The sequence below is a fragment of the Mesorhizobium sp. YL-MeA3-2017 genome, from assembly GCF_030814575.1.
GTDB lineage: Bacteria > Pseudomonadota > Alphaproteobacteria > Rhizobiales > Rhizobiaceae > Mesorhizobium > Mesorhizobium terrae.
Genome location: NZ_JAUSVH010000001.1, coordinates 1,671,544 through 1,693,486 on the forward strand (window position 1 = coordinate 1,671,544; position 21,943 = coordinate 1,693,486).

Genomic DNA, 21,943 nt, shown 5'->3' on the forward strand with positions numbered 1-21,943 from the left:
ATCTTGCCCGGCGGGCTTCGATTGAACGGCAAGGCCGCCTACCCGGATTGACCGGGAAAATACCCGCGCCACCGTAACCCCGGCGATACGTCGCAGCTATCGCATCAGCGACGAACCGTTCGATAGTCCTGTTTGGATTCGGCGTCTTCCGGAGAGGTCAGGGTGTAGGGGAAGCCGATGCCGTCGGCAACCGTCAGATGGGTACTACGAAAGGTCCAGCGATTGCTCGCCCGGCCGGCTGCCGGGTTTGTGGAAAATGCCGCGCAAGCGAAAGGCGCGATCCCTTCATCAGACTATGTCCAATGAAGAGACCGCGCCCTTGATCCGTTATCCGCGGATGACTTACGAGCGTTTACGCAATACGCTTTCCTTCACGCTCCCAATCAGCCCGCCTTCAACGGAGCGCGGAAGCGTTTCAACCTCAGCGCATTGGTCAATACGAACACGCTGGACAACGCCATCGCGCCGGCGGCCAGCATCGGCGACAGCAAGGTGCCGTTGAACGGATAGAGCAGGCCAGCGGCCACGGGAACCAGCGCGACGTTGTAACCGAAGGCCCAGAACAGGTTCTGGCCGATGTTGCGGATGGTTGCCTTCGACAGCGCGATTGCATTGGCAACGCCGCGGAGATCGCCCGCCATCAACACCACGTCGGCGCTTTCGATGGCAATGTCGGTGCCGGTGCCAATGGCGATGCCGACATCGGCTGCCGCCAGGGCCGGCGCGTCATTGATGCCGTCGCCGACAAACGCCACGCGGGCGCCGCCGGCCTGAAGCCGTTTCAACGCTTCGACCTTGCCGTCCGGCAGCACCTCGGCGACGATCTCGTTTATGCCGATCTGGCGGCCGATCGCCTGGGCGGTGTGCCGGTTGTCGCCGGTAATCATCGCCACCCTGAGGCCCAATGCCTGCAGCGCCTTGATTGCGGCCGGTGTCGACTGCTTGATCGGATCGGCGACCGCGACAACCGCCGCGAGTTCACCGTCAATCGCGGCATAGAGCGGACTTTTGCCCTCGCCGGCCAGTCGCTCGGCCACGGCGGCGAAATCGGAGACGTCGAGGCCGATTTGCGCCATCAGGCGGTCGGCCCCGATCTCGACCCGGCGTGCCCCGACCCGGGCACGAACGCCAAAGCCTGGAATGGCTTCGAAGTCGGTGGCATCGACCAACTCCAGCCCGCGTCCCTCGGCAGCCCGCACGATCGCTTCGGCGAGCGGATGCTCGGAGCGTGCTTCGACCGAAGCAACAACGGCGAGCAGCTCATCCTCCTCGAAATCGTCGGCGACGATGAAGTCGGTGAGTTCCGGCCTGCCTTCGGTCAAGGTCCCGGTCTTGTCCAGCGCGATGACGGAAGCGTCCCGCAGCGTCTGCAGCGCATCGCCCTTGCGGAACAACACGCCTATTTCGGCGGCGCGGCCGGTGCCGACCATGATCGAGGTGGGCGTGGCCAGGCCCATCGCGCAGGGGCACGCGATGATCAGCACGGCGACGGCATTGACCAAAGCGAAGGACAAAGCGGGGTCCGGGCCGAAGACCAGCCAGATCGCGAATGTCAGCAGCGCCGCAACGATCACCGCCGGCACGAACCAGGCCGTTACCTTGTCGACCAGTGCCTGGATCGGCAGCTTGGCCCCTTGCGCGGCCTCGACCATGCGGATGATCTGGGCAAGCAGGGTCTGCGAGCCGACCTTGGTAGCGTGAAAGGAAAAACTGCCGGTCTTGTTGATGGTGCCTCCGACGACCTCGGCGCCGATCCCCTTGGAAACGGGCACCGGCTCGCCGGTGATCATGGATTCGTCGACGAAGGACGAACCTTCGACGACTTCTCCGTCCACGGCGATCTTTTCGCCGGGTCGCACGAGGACGACGTCGCCCACGCGCACATCGCCCAGCGCCACCTCGCTGGTGATACCGTCTCGAACGACCCGCGCGGTCTTCGCCTGGAGACCGACGAGCTTCTTGATCGCCTCGCCGGTTCGCCCCTTGGCACGCGCCTCGAGAGTGCGCCCAAGCAGGATCAGCGTCACGATGACCGCCGCGGCCTCATAGTAGACATTGGCGGTTCCCACCGGCAGCGCGGCCGGCAGGAAGGTGGCGACCACGGAATAGACCCAGGCCGCGCCGGCGCCCATCGCCACCAGCGCGTTCATATCAGGAGCACCCTTGAACAGCGCCGGCAGGCCCTTGGTGAAGAACCGCAGACCCGGACCGAAAAGCACGATCGTGGTCAGCACGAATTGCAGGCGCCAGCTCCAGATCCCGAATGTGCCCATCACCCAATGGTGGAAAGACGGGATCAGGTGCGAGCCCATTTCAAGGATGAAGACCGGCAGCGTGAATATCGCGGCTATCGCCAGCGCGCGGCCAAGCGCCCTGATTTCCGCCTGCCGATTGTCCGCGTCGCGCTCGAAAGCCTGGTTGGCGACGATCTGCCGGGCTTCGTAACCCGCGGCAGCCACCGCCGCCTCCAGGGCGGCGCCGTCGACCGCGCCAAGCGTGAAATCCACCGTCGCGCGTTCGGTCGCCAGATTGACATTGGCGTTCGAGACCCCCGGCACCGCTTTCAATGCCCGCTCGATGCGGGCCACGCAGGACGCGCAGGTCATGCCCTTGATTGCCAGCTCGACCGCCTCGCTGCGCGGCTGATAGCCAACAGCAGTGACCGCCGTCAGCACTTTTGCCAGATCCGGCTCGCCGGAAAAGACGACCTCGGCACGTTCGGTGGCCAGATTGACGTTGGCGGCAATGACACCGGGAGCCGCCGCGATGGCCTTTTCCACGCGGCGCACGCAGGAGGCACAGGTCATGCCCTCAATGCCGAACTGCATTGTGGTGGCGGATTTCGAAGCGGTTTGCACCGGCAGGTTTTGGGGTATGGCGTTCATGACTTTGCAACTCTCTTCTTGAGCAGTTGCCAACACAGATAAAGCTTCCAGTCATGGGAAGGTCAAGCGGCATATTTTCCGCGCTGGCCTGACGGTCATCCGCCTTCGAAACAAGACTTGACCTTGCCATGGCGGGAAGGCGCAGACAGTGGCGGCCTATAACGAAACGCCAAACCCCAGCCCTGTCCCAATGCTTGCAGCCGCATCATATTCACCATCGGAAAGCGAACATTTCTCGCAGACGTACAGCTGCCGTGTGGGCAAACAGCACATGGTCACCGGATGGGAGGCTGGCGGAAAGCAGTCAGGGGCAGATCAGGCTTTGTCGCCCTGCCCGCCCACGGTTGCGATGATTTCGTCGGCCATGCGCTTGAAACGGGCGCTCGGCCCTTCGGCGCCTTCGCTCTGGCGGCTGATCTTGGCCCCTTCAAGCAGCAGACCGAGCATGTCGGCCACCATCCGGGGCTGTTCCAGCCCTGCCCTTTCGCAAAGTTCCGCAAGCCGGCCGCGAAACCGCTTCTTGGCGTCTTCGATGACGCGGCGGGCGGGATGGTCCTCTTCCGCAAGTTCCACCGCGGCGTTGGCCATCTCGCAGCCGCGTTCGTCGGAGCCAAGGCGTTCCGCGCAGTTTTGGACCCAGGCCGCCAATTGCGCTTTCGGGTCGCCCGGATATTTGCCTTCGAGCTCGTCCCAGAAGTTGCATCCCTCCGCGACCGCCTTCTGGATGCATTCGACGATGAGATCGTCCTTGGAACCAAAATGCCGGTAGAGCGTCATCTTGTTGGTGCCGGCGGCTTCGGTGATCGCTTCGATACCGACGCTGCGGATGCCGTGATGGTAAAACATCTCGCGCGCCGTCAACACGATGCGCTCGCGCGGACGCAGGTTTACCTGAGCGTTGATGTCAGCATGCTGCAAAATTTTGTCGTTCATAGCTTGACGTGAGTGTTACCGGTCAGTAACTATCTGGCTGTTACCGAGCGGTAACATTCCTTAATGTCCCCGTCAAGGTCGACCATAGGCCAAGTCGGACAAGGTGATGGATCAGGGCGATGGCCGAAAAATGCGGCTTTCGTCATCGGGAATCTGTCGCCGCAACATCGATCAGGAGGCACACGATGGCATTTCATTACAGAGCCCTGACCATTGATCAGCTGCTGAATGACCCGATGACCCTCGCCGTGATGCAGGCTGATCATGTCGATCCGGCCGCTCTCAAGGCGATGCTTGTCCGCACCGCAGCGCGCCTGCGCGCCGCCGACCAAGATACGCCGCTCCCTGGCATCGACGCCGCCTTTCTCCCGGCGGATCCCGTTCCCGATCTCCGAAAAGCCGTTTGAACATGGTCAATTTCTTTATCCAGCGTCCGATCTTCGCCTCGGCGATCGCCATCATCATGGTGCTCGCCGGGTTGATCGCCTATTATCTTTTGCCCGTCGCGCAGTTCCCCAACATCGCGCCGCCGCAGGTCGTCGTCAGCGCCAATTATCCGGGCGCCAGTTCGCAGGTTGTCGCCGATACGGTGACGACGCCGCTCGAACAGTCGATCAACGGCGTCCAAGGCATGACCTACATGTCTTCGGCAAGTTCCAATGACGGCTCCTCGCGCATCACCGTGACCTTCGATGTCGGCTATCCGCTCGATATTGCCGCGATGGACGTGCAGAACCGTGTCTCGCAGGCGGCATCCTCCCTGCCGGCCATCGTCAACCAGGCCGGCGTTACCGTCAAAAAGCAGAACCCGAGCTTCGTGCTGATCGTGAACCTGACCTCGCCGGACGGCTCGGTCGATCCCGTCGCGCTCAGCAACTATGCTTATTTGCAGGTGGCGGATCCGCTCAAGCGCGTCCCCGGTGTCGGCGATGTGCAAATCTTCGGCGAGCGCCGCTATTCGATGCGCGTCTGGCTCGATCCCGACAAGCTGGCCAATCTCGGCATCACCGCCGTCGACGTGCAGAGCGCCATTGCTGAGCAAAACGTGCAGGTCGCGGCCGGCAAGATCGGCCAGTCCCCGGCACCGGCCGGAACGGCCTTCGAGATGCAGGTCAACGCCACCGGCCGCCTGTCCGATCCCAAGGAGTTCGGCAACATCGTCGTGCGCGCCAATTCCGCGACCGGTTCGCTGGTGCGCCTGCGCGACGTCGCCCGCATCGAGCTGGGTTCGCTGCTCTACAACTCGTCCACCTATGCCAACGAGAAACCGACCGTCGTCATCGCGACCTTCCAGATGCCGGGCTCCAACGCGCTTGAGCTGAAGAAGAACATCGAAGCCAAGATGAAGGAGCTGTCGGCGCGCTTCCCGAAAGGCATCCAGTATACGATCTTCTACGACACGACCAAGTTCGTGTCGGCCGCCATGGACGACGTGGTCAAGACCCTGCTGGAAGCGCTGATCCTGGTCGTGGCCGTCGTCTTCATCTTCCTGCAGAACTGGCGCACGACCCTTATCCCCGTCATCGCCATCCCGGTCTCTTTGATCGCCACTATGGTGGTGATGCTGGCGCTCGGCTTCTCGCTCAACATGCTATCGCTGCTCGGCATGGTGCTCGCCATCGGCCTTGTGGTCGACGATGCCATCGTGGTGGTCGAAAACGTCGAGCGACAGCTCGAAGCCGGACATCCGCCTTTGGAAGCTGCCCGGCTGGCGATGAAGGAAGTCACAGGCCCGATCATTGCCACCACGGCGGTGCTGATGGCCGTATTCATTCCGGTCGCCTTCATTCCGGGTGTCACCGGCGAGCTCTACAACCAGTTCGCGCTGACAGTCGCGATCTCGGTCGGCATCTCGGCCTTCAACTCGCTGACGCTTTCACCGGCGCTGTCGGCGGCCTTCCTGCGCCATCGCCCGCCGTCCAACTTCGTTCTCTATCGCTGGTTCAACAGCGGTTTCACCTGGCTCTCGCATGCCTATTCGGCATCCGTGCGCGGGTTCATCAAGCTGCGCTGGCTGATGATGGGCGTGTTCGTGGCGCTGATTGCCGCGACCTATCTCATCTCGACGCGCGTCCCGACGGCCTTCCTTCCGGTCGAGGACCAGGGCTATTTCTTCAACATCGTGCAGTTACCCGACGGCGCCTCGCTCGAGCGAACGGACGAGGTGTCCAGGAAGGTGCGCGAAAAGCTGCTCGCCACGCCTGGTGTCGAGTACGTCATCACCGTTGCAGGCTTCAACTTCCTGACTTTCGCCAACCAGTCGAACTCGGCGGCGCTGTTTGCGATCCTGAAGCCATGGGATGAACGCGGCGCGGGGATGAGCGCCACCGACATCGTCAACAAGGTACGTCCACAGTTGTTCGGCATGCCTGACGGACTTGTGCTGGCTTTCGAACCGCCGTCCATCCAGGGTCTCGGCACCACTGGCGGCTTCGAGTTCCAGGTTGAGGATCTTGCCGGCCGTGGCGCCAACGCGGTCAACGAGGCCACGCAAGCCTTGCTGGCGGAAGCCCGCAAGCAGCCCGAGCTCAACCCGCAAACGCTGTTCACGACCTTCTCGACCTCGACGCCGCAGTTCAACTTCGACCTCGACCGCAACAAGGCCAAGCTGCTCGGCCTTGCCCTGCCCGATGTCTTCAACACCCTGCAGATCTATCTCGGGTCACTCTATGTGAACGACTTCAACATGTTCGGTCGCACCTTCCGCGTCACCATGCAGGCGGACAAGGCCGCACGCGCGGAAGCAACCGACCTGACCAAGCTCTACGTCCGAAACAACACCGGTCAGATGGTGCCATTGTCGACGCTTGGCATGATGAAGTCGGTCGTCGGCCCCGAAACGGTCTCGCACTACAACAACTACGGCTCGGCCTCGATCAATGGCAATGCGGCTCCCGGCTTCTCATCCGGCCAGGCCATCCAGGCCATGCAGCGGGCGGCCGCGACCGCGCTGCCGAACGACTTCGGCTTCGAATGGACGGGCATCACCTACCAGGAGCTGAAGGCAGGCTCGGTCGCCATTCTGGTCTTCGCACTCGCCATCGTCTTCGTGTTCCTGATCCTGGCCGCGCAGTACGAGAGCTGGTCGATGCCGTTCATGGTGATTTTGTCGGTGCCAACCGCTCTGTTCGGCGCGCTGCTCGCCATCTGGCTGCGCGGCATGCAGATGGACGTCTATTCGCAGATCGGCTTCGTCATGCTGATCGGCTTGGCGGCCAAGAACGCGATCCTGATCGTCGAATTCGCCAAGCACCTTCGCGAGCAGGGCATGAGCATCGTCGAGGCCGCCATGGAAGCGGGCAGACTGCGCCTTCGCCCGATCCTGATGACCGCCTTTGCCTTCATCCTGGGCGTCGTGCCCCTGATGCTGGCCACCGGCGCGGGTGCCGCCAGCCGTCAGTCCCTCGGCACGGCGGTGTTCGGCGGCATGCTCGCCGCAACCATCCTGACGCTCGTCTTCGTGCCGGTCTTCTACGCCATCATCGAACAATGGCGGGAACGGCGGTCCGGCGCTGAAACTGCACATACCAATACCAAGCCTCACGGCGACCAGCAGCCCGCGCTGCCGGCGCAGGCCGAGGCAGCCGAATAATGGAGTCTCCCATGCGTCCCTGGAAAATCACCACAGCCGTTGCCGTGATCGCGGCGGCGGCAGCCTATGTCCACTTCAATGGTGAACCGGCCGTCCTGTCCGGCCTGCTCGCCAAGCCTGCCGACGCTGCCGCGCCCGCGGCCGCGCATCAGGCCATGCCCGTCCCCGTTACCAGCGTGGTCAAGAAGACGCTCCCGGTCTATCTCGACTACACCGCGCGCACGGAGGCGATCCGCACCGTCGCCCTGCAGGCGAAGGTTTCCGGCTACATCCTCGAACAGGCGGCCAACGACGGCGCCGACGTCAAGAAGGGTGACCTGCTCTACAAGATCGACCCGCGCGACTATCAGGTGGCGCTCGATCAGGTGAAGGCACAGGCGCAGCGCAATCAGGCCTCGCTCGAATACACCAAGGCGAGCCTGACGCGCGGCAACGATCTGATTAAGACAGGTTTCCTGTCCAAGGATGGTTTGGATCTGCGCAGCAGCACCATGCAGCAGGGCGAAGCGTCAGTCGCGGCCGACAAGGCCGCGATCGAGGCCGCCCAGATCAATCTTGGCTACACCGAAATCCATGCCCCCTTCGACGGTCGCCTCGGTCGCAACCAGGCAACGGTCGGCACCCTCGTCAATGTCGGCGGCACTTCGCTCAACACGCTGGTCCAGATCAGTCCGGTCTATGTCACATTTACGCCGAGCGAAGGCGACCTCGTGCTGATCCAGAAAGCCAGGACGAATGGCGCGATCGCGGCAGAGGTCTCGGTCCCCGGCGACAAGAATGCATCCCGCAAGGGTGAACTGACCTTCATCGACAACAAGGTGGATGCCGCCACTGGCACCATCATCGCCCGTGCCACCATCGCCAATGACGACCGCTCGTTGCTGCCCGGCCAGTATGTGAACATCCGCCTTCTGGTCGGCGAGACGCCGAACACGCTTCTGGTGCCGCAAGTCGCGCTCGGCTCCAGCCAGCTTGGCAAATATGTCTACGTGATCGACGAGGGCAACAAGGTCGGTATGCGGCTGGTCGAGCTCGGCCAGACAGACGGTGAGCTGGTCGCCATCACCAAGGGCATCAGCGAAACCGACAAGATCATCAGCGGCAACCTTCAGAAGATCGGGCCGGGCATGCCGGTAAACCCCCAAACGGCAAGCCCGGCCCCGGCCCCGGCGTCCTGATACCAGGCGTCGGACCGACCCAGCCGGCCATCGGGGAATCCCACTGGCCGGCTGGGCGATATCATTGTTATGCGGCCATGAAGGCCCGGCCCACCTTGGTGAACAGGTCAAGGTCGGCAACTGAATCCTTCAACGTCGTCTTGGCCTTAGCTCCGTTGACCACGCAGTCGTGGAAAGCGTCGAGCTCGATGCGGAACGGATCTTCGTAGCTCGGCCCGAAGGTTTCAGTCCGCGTCTCAGTATCCGTGGAATCGATGATCTCCAGCCGCGACGGCAGGTTGCGGATATAGGGCGTGTCATAATTGACGCGGAATTGCTGCCGGTCAGTCAGGATATCGATACCGGCGTCGAAGCGCGCCACGTTGTGGATCAGCGCTTCGTAGACAGCTGTGAAATGACCGTAGTCGAACAGCACGGAGATCGACTCCCCGCGATGCTGGCGCGCCGCATGCACCCCCTTCGGCGCACCCAGCAATTCGCGCATCGCCGAGAAGGAGTGCGATGAAAGGCCTGTCAGCACCTGATAGGCACGCAGCTGATCGCGGGTCGCGTCGGCACCCATGACCGAACGCAGCAGCCGTTCGGTCTCCACCCGCCCCTCGTCGATGATCGGCTGCGGCACGTCCTTCGGATAGAATACGTTGCGCGTCTGGCGGATGAAGAACGGGCCTTCGCAGATGATGTCGCGCACGCGGGCGTGCAGCACCGTGTCGACGGCCGGCATGCGCTTCTTCAATTCCAGGAATGGCCGCGAGAAGCGACGCATGTAGCCGACGAAGATCGTCTTCCTGTAGCTTTCCGCGCGCGGCAGCAGCGGTGTCAGCTCGTCCGCGGTCAGACAGACCGGCTTTTCGATGAAGATATGTTTGTCGGCGTCCATCGCCTGCCCAAGCAGGCGGCCATGGATATGGTCCGGCGTCAGGATGAAAACGGCGTCCAGATTGGCATCGGCCAACAGGTCTTCGGCGCGCTGGTAGCGACGCGGGACGCCGTAGCGTTCGGCGATATGATCGACCAGGGACGGCGCGACGTCCATCACCGCTTCGATGCGATAGCGGCTGTCGTCGGCCAGGAGCGGCAGGTGCATGAGCTGGGCGACTTCGCCAAGGCCGATCAGGCCGACGCGGATGTCCATGGTGGTCTCCAAAATGCTAAGGACTACAAGGAATTCCTGTGGTAGATGACACGGATCGTCGATTTATTCAACTGAGTGGATTTAGGTGATCGCGTGAAAGTCAGAAAAGCCGGTCTCGGCAAGAACAACGAGTTCACCAAACGCCTGAACCGCCAGACGGTGCTCGATCTTCTGCGCCGCGAGCCCGCGCAGAGCCGAGCCGATCTCGCTCGCCTGACCCGGTTGAGTCCGCAATCGCTGTCCAACATCATCGACGATCTCGAACGGGCCGGGCTCATCGAACGCACCGGCAAGGTCTATGGCGGCAAGGGTCAGCCGCCGACCAACTACCGCATCGCCGCCGAACGCGGCTACGGCATCGGCCTGCACATCGATCGCGACCTGGTGCGGGCGAGCCTTGTCGACTTCAACTTCGTCGAGTGTGTCGGTCTGCGCCGGCCGCTCGGCGCGCGCACGGTCGAAGGTGTCCATACCGCCCTTGCCGCCGTGATCGATGATCTTGTCGCTTCGGCTTCGGTCCCGGCCGATCGCGTCTGGGGCATCGGCATCGCTTCGCCGCGCCTGCGCGATGCCTTGACCCTCGACGCTCCCCATCTCGAAGGTTCGTTCTGGAGCGAACTCCACGGTTACGAAATCGACCGCCGCCTGGCCGAGCAGACGGGCATGGCCGTCATCATCGAGAACGACGCCAATGCCGGCGCACTGGCGGAACTGACCTTCGGGCAGGGCCGTGCGGTTCGCAACTTCTGTTATCTGCTGCTCGGGCACGGCCTCGGCGCCGGATTGGTGCATGACGGTGCGCTGTTTCGTGGCGGCTGGTCGAACGCCGGCGAGATCGGCCGCATCCTCATTCAGCATCATGGGGAGAGCGTCTATCTGGAGCGGATCGTGTCCGTGGAGCATCTTTTGGACATGATCGGCGCCAGCGGCAGCGCGCGCGACGCGGAAGATGGTTTTGCCAGCCTCATCAGAGCCCATCCCGACAGGGCGGAAGCCTGGCTGGCCGATGTGGCGCCGCATCTCAACTGGCTGGTCGGCACACTCGAGAACATGCTGGACCCGGAAACGATCATCCTCGGCAGCGATCTGCCCGAATGGCTGCTCGACCGGCTGCTGACACGGTTGGAACCCCTGCCGCATACGATCGCGCTGCGCGACGACCGCGCCGAGCCGCGCCTGCAGAAAGGCCTGCTCGACCGCAACATGATCGCGCTCGGCGCCGCGACGATGCCCCTGCTGGCAACCCTGGAAGCGCAGCCTTCGGCGAAATGGAACATCGCCGGTGAGATCGTCGACGTCTTCTACGGGCTGGATTGAGACCGGCCGCATGGGCCGTCAGCCCTTGATGGCACCGGCGGTCAGCCCGCTGACAATCCGCCGCTGGAAGATCAGCACCAGAACCAGCAACGGCAGCGTGACAATGATCGATGCCGCCATCACCGGCCCGAACGGGTATTCGTAGCGACTGTTGCCGGAGATCAGGCCGATCGCCACCGGCACGGTACGGTTCTCGTCGCTGAGGATGAAGGTGAGCGCGAACAGGAATTCGTTCCACGCCAGGATGAAGGCGAGCAGACCGGTGCTTGCCAGCGCCGGCCCCATCAGTGGCAAAAGGATCCTGGTCAGGATGCGCCAATGCGAACAACCGTCCATGATCGCCGCCTCCTCCAGCTCGCGCGGAAATTCGCGCATGAAGGAGGTCAGCACCCACACCGTGAACGGCACTGTGAAGATCAGATAGGCAAGGATCAGCGCGCCAACGCGATTGTAGAGGCCGAGCCAGCGCACCAGTTCGAACATGCCCGACATCACCGCGATCTGCGGGAAGATCGAGACCACCAGGATCGCCATCAGCATGGCCTGCCTGCCGCTGAAATTCAGCCGGCCGAGCGCATAGGCGGCGGCGACTGCGAGCGCCAGCGAGATCACGGTGGTCGAACCGGCGACGATCAGCGAATTGATGATTGAGCCGGTGAAGACGGGGTCGGCCAGCAGGGCCTTGTAGTGGGCCAGGTCAAAGCTCGGCACGAGGCTGGTCGAAAACAGTTCCGAGCCGGAGCGGAAGGACGAGACGATCGCCCAATAATAGGGGAACAGCGTGTAGGCGAGCACAAGCAGGCTGAGCATAACAAGGCCGGCCGAGCGTGCCCGTCTTTGCCAACGGTAGCGAGTGGAAGATCGGCGTCTCGCCGTCGCTGTTGTGCTGGCCATGGTCATTTCCCCGCCGCGCGGTCGAGCCGCATCGTCCCGATGATGAGGATCGCGACCAGCGCGATCACGAAGAACACCCAGGTGGAAGCAGCCGAACCCAGGCCTGTCTCCTGGAAGGAGATCAGCTGGTTGCGCGCATAGATCGAGATGGTCTGCGTGCGCTCGCCATTGCCGGCGAGGATGTAGGCAAGGTCGAACATGCGCATGGCATCCAGCGCGCGAAACAGCACCGCCACGCCGATCGCCGGCCTGAGCAGCGGCAGGGTGATCGACCAGAAGCGCTTCCACCACGGAACGCCATCCACAAGTGCGGCCTCGCGCACCTCCTCTGGGATCACCTGAAGCCCGGCCAGGATCAGCAGCACCATGAACGGCGTGGTGATCCACACATCGACGAAGATGATGACGCCCATGACCAGCGACGGCGTCGCCGTCCATGCAATGCCGTGGTCGATGAAACCGAGACCGATCAGCAAATTGTTGAGAATGCCGAACTGGTCGTGCAGCATCCATTCCCAGATCTTGGCCGACACGACGACCGGAATGGACCAGGGAATGAGGATGGCAGCGCGCAAGGCGCCTCTGCCCGGCAGCGCCTGGTTGAGCAGCAGCGCGATGCCCAGCCCGAGAAGGGTTTCGAGCGACACCGAAATGATCGTGAACACCACCGTGTTGGCAACCGCCCGCCACCACTGACCGTCCATCGCGATGTCGACGAAATTCTGCCAACCGATGAAATCGTAGACCGAGGGATCGTCGAGGGTCGCATTGGTGAAGGAAAAATACAGCGTGCGGGCGAGCGGCCAGAAGGCAACGAGGGTCAGCGCGACGAGAGCCGGCGTCAGGAACATCCACGCCGCGCGCGTTTCCTTGCGTTGCAATGCGTTTCCGCGACGCGTGCTCATGCCGCGGCCTGCCTGGCAAGAGAGGTGACCAGCCGCCGGCCGTCGCCGTCGAAAGCAAAAAGCGCATCGTCCGACCAGGTCAGCCCGACTTTTTCTCCACGCGCGAGCGCCAGATGGTTCGAGAGACGCACCGTCCAGACCAGATCTTCGGCGACGCGCACATAAGCGAGATGCTCGTGGCCGAGATCCTCGGCGCGCAGCAATTCACCCGAAATCCGCGCAGGTTGCCGCGCGCCCGCGATGGCCAATGCTTCCGGCCTGATGCCGACCGAAGCGGGAGAAGAGGCGCCTGCTCCGATCGCGAGGTCCAGCCCGCCCGCGCCGCTCAGCCGCCAGCCGTCATCCGCTTTTGCCGCCGTCACCGGCAGGAAGTTCATGCGCGGCGAGCCGATAAAACCGGCGACGAAACGGTTGGCCGGACGATGGTAGAGTTCCTGCGGCGTGCCAACCTGCTCGATGCGTCCCTCGTTCAGAACGACGATCCTGTCGGCCAGGGTCATCGCCTCGACCTGATCATGCGTCACATAGACCATGGTGGTCTTGAGGTCTTCGTGCAGCCGCGCGATCTCGACCCTCATTTCCGAGCGCAGGTCGGTGTCGAGATTGGATAGCGGTTCGTCGAACAGAAACACCTTCGGCTGGCGCACAAGGGCACGGCCGATGGCGACACGCTGGCGCTGGCCGCCGGAAAGCTCGCGCGGCAACCTGTCGAGCAGATGGCCGATCTTCAGCGTCGCGGCAACCTGTTCAACCTTGGTGCGGATCGCCTCCCGCCCGATGCCGCTGGTCTCCAGCGCGAAGCCGATGTTGCGGGCGATCGTCATGTGCGGATAGAGCGCGTAGGACTGGAAGACGATGGCGATGCCGCGCTTGGAGGCAGGCACTTCGGTCATGTCTTCGCCGTCGATGTCGATGTCGCCCGCCGACACGGGCACCAGCCCGGCAATCAGGCGCAGCAGCGTTGACTTGCCGCAGCCCGAGGGCCCGACGAACACGACGAATTCGCCATCCGCGATCTCAAGGTCGACATTGCGGATGATGTCGACCGAGCCGAAGCTCTTGGATACGGATTTCAGGCTAATGGTGGACATCGTTTCATTCCCCAGCTGAATTCTTGTCCGCGTGCAGCGCGGCGGCACCGATCACGCCGGCAGCAGACCCGAGCGCGCTCGCCAGAACGGGCAGCCCCCGGCAGGCTTCGGCCCAAACATAGGTCGGAACCTTCGACCGAAGCCTGTCGAAATAAGGCTGCGCCGTGCCGAGGCCGCCGCCGATGACGACGCCATGCGGGTCGATCATGTTGATCATCTGACCAAGATAGCTGGCCAGCGCCGTCGTCGCCTCGTCAAGCAATTGCGCGCCTTCCGAGCCAGCGCGGCCTTCGACGATATCGCGTGCCGTTGCCGTCCGTCCCGTGCGTGCCTTGTAGACACGCGCCATGCCGAGGCCGGAGGCGAAGGATTCCAGCACGAAGTCCGCACGCCGGCCGGAAACACCGTCGAACGCAACCAGTTCGCTTGAGGCGAAGTGGATGGCAAAGCCATTGGCGCCGCGCTGGACGATGCCGCCGACGCAGCTTGCAAAGCTGAGACCCGTTCCCGCCGAGACGAAGACGAAGCTGGGCAACGCCTTGCCGTGGCCGTAGTGCAGTTCGGCGAGCGTTGCGACACGTACGTCGCTGTCGACGGCAACGGGACCGTGGCCGGCAAAGGCTCTGGCGATGTCGCTTTGGCTCCAGTCCGCGATCCAGCTGCTGGCCGGAACACCGTCGAGGCCGACCAATTCCGGCAGGCCGATGCCAATGCCGGCCGAAGCGATGCCTTTCGCCTCGGCGCTGCGTTGCATGCGCTCCGCAATATCGGCCGCGACCGCAAGGATCGCATCGGCCCCCTGCCCGTGAGGCGTGGGCAGTTCGGCCTGGTCGACCAGAGTGCCAACGGTTAGATCGACCAGGCCGCCGGCGATCTTGGTGCCGCCTATGTCAATGCCAATGGCTGCGCGCATCAGTCTTGGGCCGCCGCCCTGTCAGCCAGGATCTCGCCGGCGCGGCAGGCAGCCACCACGCTCGCCGGCCAGTCGGGATCGTAGTCGGGCACCGACGTCAGCCGGTCAAAGGCCAGGCGTTTGCCATCGCCCCAGACGATCATCACCGCAGCCTTGGACAGCCTTGCAATCGTATCGATGCCGACGGTGACGCCAAAGCCCGGCACTTCGTCGAGCGACCGAAAGTCCGGAAAAGTCTTCATGTTGTCGCGGCGCGTTTCCTCAGCCAGCGGCACCACGCGCGTGCGGCTCCACCGTCCGCTGCCGCGAGGATTGAAGGCGACATGGCCGTCGCTCGCGCCCGATGCCAGGATGAACAGATCGATGCCGCCCGCCGCCTCGATCCGGGCATCGTAGGCCGCGGGATCTTTCGGGTCGGGGAACCAGATCTGTTCGGCCGGAATGCGAAAATTCTCCGGCAGAGCGGCGTTCAAGACGCCGACGATCTCTTCATAAGCAAAACGCCGGCAGGAGAAATGGCTGTCGACCGAAACATGGTCCAGGCCTGCCGACGTCTCCACCAGATAGTCGTCCATCATGACGATGGTGACGTGGCTGATGTCCTGCGGCGCGGCGGCAAGCATATGTCCCATCGCCTGATAGGCCGGGCGTGGCGAACGTCCGCCGGGACAGCCGAGGAGAAAATCTCGACCGGCCGAAGCCGCGTCCGCGATCATGCCAAGCAGCCGAGCGGCGAATGCGTCACCGAGCGTTTCGGCATTGTCGAAGACCTGTGGTTTGATCGCGCTCATGCCAGCAGCCCTTCCAGATAGATACGATTGCGGGCGGCAAGCGCCTCGGGTGTCTCAGCGGCATCCTCGCTCGGATCCTGTTCGACGATGCACGGGCCCGAGTAGCCCTTCTCCTTGAGCAGCGCGATCACCGCGGGGATGTCGACAACGCCGTCCGGCAGCGGGCACATCACGCCGGCTGCGAAGGACTCGTTCGGCCCCAACTCACCCGCCAGCACGCGCGCGCGGACCTTGGCGTCGACATTCTTCAGATGCATGAAGCCGATCCGGTCCCAGACCTTGCGCATATAAGCGATGGGGTCCTGATCCCAGAAGGCGTGGTGGCCGGTGTCGAAACACAAATCGACATCCGTTTCGTCAAGCAGGCGATCGATCTGCGCTTCCCGCTCCACGCAAGTGCCGACATGCGGATGGAAGGTCAGCTTGACACCATAGGTCTCGGCGACATGATGCTGGGCATCACGCACATGGGCGATCATGGTCTTCCAGCCTGTTTCATCGACGACGCCCGGCCTGTCGGCCGGATACCATTCGCTTTCGTCCATCAGGATCAGGTTGGGTGCATTCAGCTTGGCGAGTATAGGGCCGAGGCTGTCGAGTGCCGTCTTCAGCACGGGCCATGATCCCGGTTCGGCCAGGACATGCACATGGGCAGCACCGGCCAGCGTCAGGTCACGTGCGGCAAGCGCGTCGGCGAGTTGTCCAGTGTCGGTTGGCAGGAAGCCGAGCGGCCCCAGTTCCGTGACGCGATAGCCCGCGCGCGCCACCGCATCGAGGTAGCCCTCAGCGTTGATGCTGTTGCCAGTGGGATAAAAGACGCCCCAGGAACAGGGCGCATTGCCGATTTGCATGCTGATCTCTTGCTGTTTGAAAAGGATTGCCGGCGCGCAGGGAGGAGCGCGCCGGCCGTCACACGGTTCGTGTTACCACTTGCCGCGCTTCTTGATGGTCTCGAGATCGGCCGCCAGCGCCTTCAGCGCCGCTTCCGGCTGCTCCTCTCCGGCCAGAACGCCGTGCACGGCCTTGTAGAAGGCCTGCGAGACACGATTGTAGCCGGAGCCGGTCACCGCCGAGGGGCGTGCGACGCTGTCGGCGAAAGCCGTCTGCGCATCCTTGAGGAAAGGCAAAGCCTTCAGCACATCGGCATCGTCGTAGAGCGAGGCGATCGTCGGATTGTACGCTCCCTCGATGGCGCGGCGCTTCTGCTCGTCCTTACCGGCCATGAAGCTCAACAGGCTGACGGCGGCATCCTTGTGCTTGGTGTATTTGGAGATGCCGAGATGGGCGGTGCCCATGCAGCCGCTGGACTTGGCGCCATCCTTGCCGACCGGCAACGCGGCGACACCGACCTTGCCGACCAGCGGCTGATCCTTGCCCTGCGAGGTACCCCACACATAAGCCCAGTTGCGCAGGAAGACGGCATTTCCAGCCTCGAAGACGCTGCGCGAGGACTCTTCATCGTAGTTCAGCACGCCCTGCGGGCTGATCGTGTTGACCCAGCCATGCGCCTGCTTGAGCGCCGCGGCGGCACCAGCATTGTCGATGGTGATGTTGCCCTTGTCGTCGACGATGGTGCCGCCGTCGAAGCTGCTCACCCATTCGATGGCATCGCAGGTCAGGCCTTCATACGACTTGCCCTGCCAGGCGAAACCCCACATGTCCTTGTTGCCGGCGGCGCGCTCGCCATCCTGAACGGCCTTGGCCGTTTCCGTGAATTCCGCCCAGGTCTTCGGCACCGGCTTCTTGTATTTTTCCAGAAGGTCCCTGCGATAGAACATCAGGCCGGTGTCGGTGTACCAGGGCTGGGCCACGAACTTGCCGTTGACCGTGCCGGCGGCGACCGTCGACGGGAAATTGGCGGCGATGTCTTCCTTCGGCAGCACGGCGGAAAGATCGAGCAGATGGTTCTGCAGCAGGCCGATCCAGACGACGTCGAGCAGAAGCACGTCGGCATCCTGCGATTGGGCGGAGAGAAGCTGCTGGTAAAGCGGCAGCGCCTCGTCCCACGCGGCTGGCATCTTGTTGATCTTGACCTCGTTGCCGGTTTTCTTGGCCCAGGCCTCGGCACCGTTCTTGCAGAGTTCATATTCGGCACCCGAAGACGAGCAGAACAGCGACACCGTCTCGGCCCATGACGGCGCGGCGGCAAACAGCGAAACCGCCAATGCGGCGGCACCCCAGACATGCTTCATGAAATCCTCCTCCCAACCCTAAACTGACCGCCGTCCTCACACGGCGGCCGCCAAGGTAAATCCAGTGAGTGGATTTATCAAGCCATAAATCCACTCACTGGATTTATGGCACAGGATGATCGAACCGCGTCCGAAATCGGTCTTGAATGCACGACGTTGCACGGCCGATCCCTGACGCCAGATATCGTGCAGCGGTCCGCGTTGGGCGATTTCAGCGATGGGGGAGATGTCGAGCGGAGATGGCTGGCGACGGGTCCCGCCCGCCGCCAGCCGAAAGCTCAGATGACGAAGAACCAGTTGGCGGCGAGCACCACGGCGGCACCGGCGATCAGGGTGAGATAGGGCAAGATGCCGGCCTTCCTCACCTTCAGGTCTTCTTGGGCGATGCCGAGGTCGTCGAGCATATGTTCGGGGAACCTGCCGCCGTCCTGCACATAGTGGCGGAAGCAGAATACCGGAATGATGAGCGCGGCCGCGATGAAGCCGGCCCACAGCGCCCAGGGATTCCACACCTTGGCGCCGGCGCCCATGAACATGGCGTTGACATAGGAAAGAACGGCCCCGACCGCGATCAGGATCGTCGGTGCTTTCCACGGCCGCTTGATGTGGCCGTTGTCGATGCGATGAATCCAGCCCGCATTGAGGTTGAGGAAGTTGAAGATGATGTAGCCGCAGTTCGACACGGCCAGCACGAAGAAGAAGCTGGTGGCATCGGCCGCCGCAACCGCGAGCAGGAAAACGTTGAAGGTCAGGTCGGTCCACATCGCGCGTGTCGGTGCGCCATGCTCGTTGGCGTGATTGAGGTAGCGGGGCAGCCAGCCATCGACCGAACCCTGATAGAGGGTGCGCGACGACCCGGCCATTGCCGTCATGATCGACAGCATCAGGGCGAGGATCATCAGCATCACCATGATCGAGGTGATGAAGCCCGAACCGCCAACCATCCTGGCCATGGCGTCGGCGACGCCGGAGCCATCGACAATCGGCGTGGCCAGCATGCCGTTGAGCCCGAGCACACCCTGGAAGGTGAACGGCACCAGCGTGTAGAGCGCCAGGCAAAGAAGGCCCGAATAGAAGATCGCCCGCACCGTGTCGCGGCCCGGATTCTTGAATTCGCTAGTGTAGCAGATCGCGGTTTCGAAAGCGTAGGCCGACCAAGCGGCAATGAACATGCCGCCGAGCACGAGGGTCCATCCCGCGACGTTCCAGGCGCCAGGCGCCGGGGCGTAGGCAGCAGCCAGCGGCACGAGCGGCGAATAGTTCGCCCAGTTGATCTGGCCGGTGATGATCGGCACGACGCCGACGATCAGCATCGGAATGATGACCAGCAGCCCGATGTATTTCTGCACGCTGGCCGTGCCGAGAATGCCGCGATGCTGGATGGCGAAGGTGATCAGCATCAGGACGACGCCGATGAAGAAGATGGCGTTCAGCGAAAAGCTCACCGGCCCCAGCGTGCCATGGAACAGCGACCAGTTGCGGATGGCCGGCGTCGCCGCGCCTGTCAGCACCGTGATGGCGTCGGCCGCCGTCTTGCCGACATTGGCCGGATCGGCGAGCCAGGTTGCAACCTGCGGAGAGGTTTCCGTGAAGGCGGGGATCGGCGCCAGGGCATTCAAGATGTAGGCGGCGGCAATCGAGCAGCCGAGCGACAGCACGGGTGTCCAGGCCAGCCAGTTGCACCACACCGACAGCGGCGCGATGAACTTCGAATAGCGCAGCCAGGCGGTGGCTCCATAGACAGACGCGCCGCCCGATTTCGACGGAAACAGGCCGGCGATCTCGGCATAGGTGAAAGACTGGATCAGGCCGAGGATGATGGAGGCCGTCCAGATCAGATAGGCGGGTGTGCCGACCGTTCCGGCGATACCGCCGATGGAAAACAGCACCAGCGCCGGCACGCCGCTGGCCACCCAGAATGCCCCGCGCCAGTCGATGGAACGATGGAGCTGACCATCTCCGGCATGGGCTGCAATGTCAGTTGTCGTCGTCATGGCTCGGCTTCCCCTGCGGCTCCGTGGAGCACTTCCCCTGGTTGTTATGGAGAACCCCGCGCGACCATCGAGGCCGCGCGGGATCAGTGGTCAGTCCTCGGTCAGAGCACGAAGTACCAGTTGGCGATCAGCACCACGATCAGACCTGCGATCAGCGTCACGTAAGGCAATGCGCCCGCCTTGCGCTCGCGCAGGCTGCTTTCGCTCATGCCGAGATCGTCCAGCATGTGATCGGGGAACTTGCCGCCGTCCTGAACGTAGTGGCGGAAGCAGAACACCGGTAGGATCAGCGCCGCCGTGAACAGCCCCGCCCAGAGCGCCATCGGGTTCCATACCTTGGCACCGGCGCCCATGAACACGGCGTTGACGAAGGCGAACACCGCACCCGCCGTGATCAGCCAGGTCGGCGCCCGCCACGGCCGCTTGATGTGGCCATTGTCGATGCGGTGGATCCAGCCGGCATTGAGGTTGAGGAAGTTGAAGATGATGTAGCCGCAATTGGCGACGGCCAGGATGAAGAAGAAGCTGGTGGCGTCGGCGGCGGCGATCGCCAGCAGGAGCAGATTGAAGACGAGGTCGGTCCACATCGCCCGCGTCGGCGCGCCGTGATCGTTGACGTGGCTGAGGTATTTCGGCAGCCAGCCGTCGACCGAACCCTGATAAAGCGTGCGCGAGGAGCCGGCCATGGCCGTCATGATCGCCAGCAGCAGCGCCAGGATCATCAGCATGATCAGCAGCGTTTTGACGATGCCGCCCCCACCGACCATCGTGGCGAGCGCATCGGCGACGCCTGAGCCGTCGACGATCGGCGTGGCCAGCATGCCGTTGAGGCCCAACACACCCTGGAAGGTGAACGGAACCAGGATGTAGAGCAGCACGCACAGAAGGCCTGAATAGAAGATGGCCTTGAACGTGTCCGTCTCCGGGTTCTTGAATTCGCGCGTGTAGCAGACGGCCGTCTCGAACCCATAGGTCGACCAGGCCGCGATGAACATGGCGCCAAGCACCAGGGTCCAGCCGGCTATGTTCCAGGCACCGGGCGCCGGGGCGTAGGCGGCGGCAAGCGGAACGAACGGCGAGTAGTTCGCCCAGTTGATCTGGCCGGTCAGGATCGGCACAATGCCGACGATCAGCAGCGGCACGATGACGAGAAGACCGACGACCTTCTGCACGTTTGCGGTGCTGAGGATGCCACGATGCTGCACGGCGAAGGTAATCAGCATCAGCACCGCGCCGATCCAGAACGTCGCGTTGAGCGAGAACGAGACCGGACCGAGCGCATGGGTGTAGAGCGTCCAGCTGCGGATCGCAGGTGTGGCTGCGGCGGTCACCGCCGTCACCGCATCTGCGGCGCTCGTGCCGGCATGCGCGGCAAGATAGGCCACCACTTCCGGTGAGGTTTCGGTGAAGCCCGGGATCGGCGCCAGCGCGTTGAGGATATAGGCGGCGGCGATTGAACAGCCGAGCGACAGCACCGGCGACCAGGCGAACCAGTTGCACCACACCGACAGCGGCGCGATGAACTTCGAATAACGCAACCACGCGGTTGCCCCATAAACCGACGCGCCGCCCGATTTATTCGGGAACAGGCCGGCGATTTCGGCATAGGTGAATGACTGGATGAAGCCCATCAGGATGGACAGCGTCCAGACCGCGAAGGCGATGTTGCCGCCGACGCCGGCGATGCCGCCGATCGAAAACAGAACCAGCGGCGGCACGCCGCTGGCGACCCAGAATGCGCCGCGCCAATCGATGGTTCGACGCAGGTTCCCGCTGGCTTCCGCCACGTAGGTATCTTCCATGGCACTCATGGCTAGGTTTCCCATTGTTGACTGTCCCGTCACGGACGTCCCGACATTGCGGGTTATGCGTAGCGGGTTTCCGCTTAGTCTTATTTGTTTCCCACAAGTGAAGATCATCGGAATCCCTATCGCCGTCAAGCGATTTTAGCGAACCCGGCAAAATGTTAGTTTTTAGGCCCCGGATTGCGACTTTGGCGTCAAAATCTCGCTCTTTCGCCCAATCTCCGCACTACCCGAACGGGCGAGGATTCTACCCGTCCAGGCGTTTTCAACGCCGGCGAATGGCTTATGCTTGCAAAGCACTATTATGAAAAAAACATT

General features: G+C 63.1%; 16 protein-coding genes. 4 read left to right on the plus strand and 12 right to left on the minus strand.

The annotated features are described in order from the left end of the window. Nucleotides 1-383 precede the first annotated feature (383 nt). Together QFZ88_RS07850 and QFZ88_RS07855 are read right to left on the minus strand one after the other, a co-directional pair. Entirely contained in the window at nt 384-2,828 is a 2,445-nt protein-coding gene (locus tag QFZ88_RS07850) for a heavy metal translocating P-type ATPase (protein WP_036254482.1), read from the minus strand. Between the two features lie 372 nt (nt 2,829-3,200). Next, nucleotides 3,201-3,818: a TetR/AcrR family transcriptional regulator gene (locus QFZ88_RS07855; RefSeq protein ID WP_024925687.1), complete on the minus strand. Its 618-nt coding sequence runs from the start codon at nt 3,816-3,818 to the stop codon at nt 3,201-3,203. Between the two features lie 185 nt (nt 3,819-4,003). On the opposite strand from QFZ88_RS07855, the gene QFZ88_RS07860 reads away from it, so the two are divergent. Genes QFZ88_RS07860 through QFZ88_RS07870 form a run of 3 tightly spaced genes read left to right on the plus strand, consistent with a single transcriptional unit; the run spans nt 4,004 to nt 8,588 of the window. Then, the gene (locus tag QFZ88_RS07860; RefSeq protein ID WP_024925688.1) at nt 4,004-4,225 is read left to right on the plus strand and encodes a hypothetical protein; all 222 of its coding nucleotides are present in this window, start codon (nt 4,004-4,006) and stop codon (nt 4,223-4,225) included. 2 nt (nt 4,226-4,227) lie between these two features. Continuing rightward, a complete protein-coding gene (locus QFZ88_RS07865) occupies nt 4,228-7,410 on the plus strand; it encodes an efflux RND transporter permease subunit (RefSeq protein WP_024925689.1) in 3,183 nt (1,060 codons plus the stop codon). 11 nt (nt 7,411-7,421) lie between these two features. Further along, nucleotides 7,422-8,588 carry an efflux RND transporter periplasmic adaptor subunit gene (locus QFZ88_RS07870; RefSeq protein ID WP_024925690.1) on the plus strand — a complete coding sequence of 389 codons (1,167 nt, stop codon included), beginning with the start codon at nt 7,422-7,424 and terminating at the stop codon, nt 8,586-8,588. 67 nt (nt 8,589-8,655) lie between these two features. Here the strand turns inward: QFZ88_RS07870 and QFZ88_RS07875 are convergent, their stop codons facing one another. Further along, nucleotides 8,656-9,723: a Gfo/Idh/MocA family protein gene (locus QFZ88_RS07875; RefSeq protein WP_024925691.1), complete on the minus strand. Its 1,068-nt coding sequence runs from the start codon at nt 9,721-9,723 to the stop codon at nt 8,656-8,658. 93 nt (nt 9,724-9,816) lie between these two features. Between QFZ88_RS07875 and QFZ88_RS07880 the strand changes: the two genes are divergently transcribed. Further along, nucleotides 9,817-11,040 carry an ROK family transcriptional regulator gene (locus QFZ88_RS07880; RefSeq protein ID WP_024925692.1) on the plus strand — a complete coding sequence of 408 codons (1,224 nt, stop codon included), beginning with the start codon at nt 9,817-9,819 and terminating at the stop codon, nt 11,038-11,040. Between the two features lie 18 nt (nt 11,041-11,058). On the opposite strand, the gene QFZ88_RS07885 is transcribed toward QFZ88_RS07880, so the two are convergent. From QFZ88_RS07885 to QFZ88_RS07925, 9 genes are all read right to left on the minus strand, one after another. Then, complete coding sequence (locus QFZ88_RS07885) at nt 11,059-11,934, minus strand: carbohydrate ABC transporter permease (RefSeq protein ID WP_024925693.1); 876 nt, start codon at nt 11,932-11,934, stop codon at nt 11,059-11,061. A gap of 2 nt (nt 11,935-11,936) precedes the next feature. After that, entirely contained in the window at nt 11,937-12,839 is a 903-nt protein-coding gene (locus QFZ88_RS07890; protein WP_024925694.1) for a carbohydrate ABC transporter permease, read from the minus strand. Next, entirely contained in the window at nt 12,836-13,930 is a 1,095-nt protein-coding gene (locus tag QFZ88_RS07895; protein ID WP_024925695.1) for an ABC transporter ATP-binding protein, read from the minus strand. The genes QFZ88_RS07890 and QFZ88_RS07895 overlap by 4 nt, the downstream gene beginning before the upstream one ends. A gap of 4 nt (nt 13,931-13,934) precedes the next feature. After that, on the minus strand, nt 13,935-14,843 hold the full coding sequence (locus QFZ88_RS07900; protein WP_024925696.1) for an ROK family protein: 909 nt from the start codon (nt 14,841-14,843) through the stop codon (nt 13,935-13,937). Further along, entirely contained in the window at nt 14,843-15,634 is a 792-nt protein-coding gene (locus QFZ88_RS07905) for a 6-phosphogluconolactonase (RefSeq protein WP_024925697.1), read from the minus strand. Before QFZ88_RS07905 ends, QFZ88_RS07900 begins: the two co-directional genes overlap by 1 nt. Continuing rightward, nucleotides 15,631-16,485: a sugar phosphate isomerase/epimerase family protein gene (locus tag QFZ88_RS07910; protein ID WP_024925698.1), complete on the minus strand. Its 855-nt coding sequence runs from the start codon at nt 16,483-16,485 to the stop codon at nt 15,631-15,633. Before QFZ88_RS07910 ends, QFZ88_RS07905 begins: the two co-directional genes overlap by 4 nt. A 72-nt stretch (nt 16,486-16,557) precedes the next feature. After that, complete coding sequence (locus QFZ88_RS07915; RefSeq protein WP_024925699.1) at nt 16,558-17,826, minus strand: ABC transporter substrate-binding protein; 1,269 nt, start codon at nt 17,824-17,826, stop codon at nt 16,558-16,560. A 278-nt stretch (nt 17,827-18,104) separates the two neighbouring features. Next, a complete protein-coding gene (locus QFZ88_RS07920; RefSeq protein ID WP_024925700.1) occupies nt 18,105-19,820 on the minus strand; it encodes an APC family permease in 1,716 nt (571 codons plus the stop codon). A gap of 101 nt (nt 19,821-19,921) precedes the next feature. Next, nucleotides 19,922-21,631, minus strand: a complete 1,710-nt coding sequence (locus QFZ88_RS07925; protein WP_024925701.1) for an APC family permease — start codon at nt 21,629-21,631, stop codon at nt 19,922-19,924. Nucleotides 21,632-21,943: the final 312 nt, after the last annotated feature.

What these genes read in the sequence shown, in the direction of transcription:
- QFZ88_RS07875 (WP_024925691.1), bottom strand. Translation starts at nt 9,723, where the DNA reads ATGGACATCCGCGTCGGCCTGATCGGCCTTGGCGAAGTCGCCCAGCTC.
- QFZ88_RS07850 (WP_036254482.1), bottom strand. Translation starts at nt 2,828, where the DNA reads ATGCAGTTCGGCATTGAGGGCATGACCTGTGCCTCCTGCGTGCGCCGC.
- QFZ88_RS07885 (WP_024925693.1), bottom strand. Translation starts at nt 11,934, where the DNA reads ATGGCCAGCACAACAGCGACGGCGAGACGCCGATCTTCCACTCGCTAC.
- QFZ88_RS07915 (WP_024925699.1), bottom strand. Translation starts at nt 17,826, where the DNA reads ATGAAGCATGTCTGGGGTGCCGCCGCATTGGCGGTTTCGCTGTTTGCC.
- QFZ88_RS07860 (WP_024925688.1), top strand. Translation starts at nt 4,004, where the DNA reads ATGGCATTTCATTACAGAGCCCTGACCATTGATCAGCTGCTGAATGAC.
- QFZ88_RS07890 (WP_024925694.1), bottom strand. Translation starts at nt 12,839, where the DNA reads ATGAGCACGCGTCGCGGAAACGCATTGCAACGCAAGGAAACGCGCGCG.
- QFZ88_RS07870 (WP_024925690.1), top strand. Translation starts at nt 7,422, where the DNA reads ATGCGTCCCTGGAAAATCACCACAGCCGTTGCCGTGATCGCGGCGGCG.
- QFZ88_RS07905 (WP_024925697.1), bottom strand. Translation starts at nt 15,634, where the DNA reads ATGAGCGCGATCAAACCACAGGTCTTCGACAATGCCGAAACGCTCGGT.
- QFZ88_RS07920 (WP_024925700.1), bottom strand. Translation starts at nt 19,820, where the DNA reads ATGACGACGACAACTGACATTGCAGCCCATGCCGGAGATGGTCAGCTC.
- QFZ88_RS07900 (WP_024925696.1), bottom strand. Translation starts at nt 14,843, where the DNA reads ATGCGCGCAGCCATTGGCATTGACATAGGCGGCACCAAGATCGCCGGC.
- QFZ88_RS07910 (WP_024925698.1), bottom strand. Translation starts at nt 16,485, where the DNA reads ATGCAAATCGGCAATGCGCCCTGTTCCTGGGGCGTCTTTTATCCCACT.
- QFZ88_RS07925 (WP_024925701.1), bottom strand. Translation starts at nt 21,631, where the DNA reads ATGAGTGCCATGGAAGATACCTACGTGGCGGAAGCCAGCGGGAACCTG.
- QFZ88_RS07895 (WP_024925695.1), bottom strand. Translation starts at nt 13,930, where the DNA reads ATGTCCACCATTAGCCTGAAATCCGTATCCAAGAGCTTCGGCTCGGTC.
- QFZ88_RS07865 (WP_024925689.1), top strand. Translation starts at nt 4,228, where the DNA reads ATGGTCAATTTCTTTATCCAGCGTCCGATCTTCGCCTCGGCGATCGCC.
- QFZ88_RS07855 (WP_024925687.1), bottom strand. Translation starts at nt 3,818, where the DNA reads ATGAACGACAAAATTTTGCAGCATGCTGACATCAACGCTCAGGTAAAC.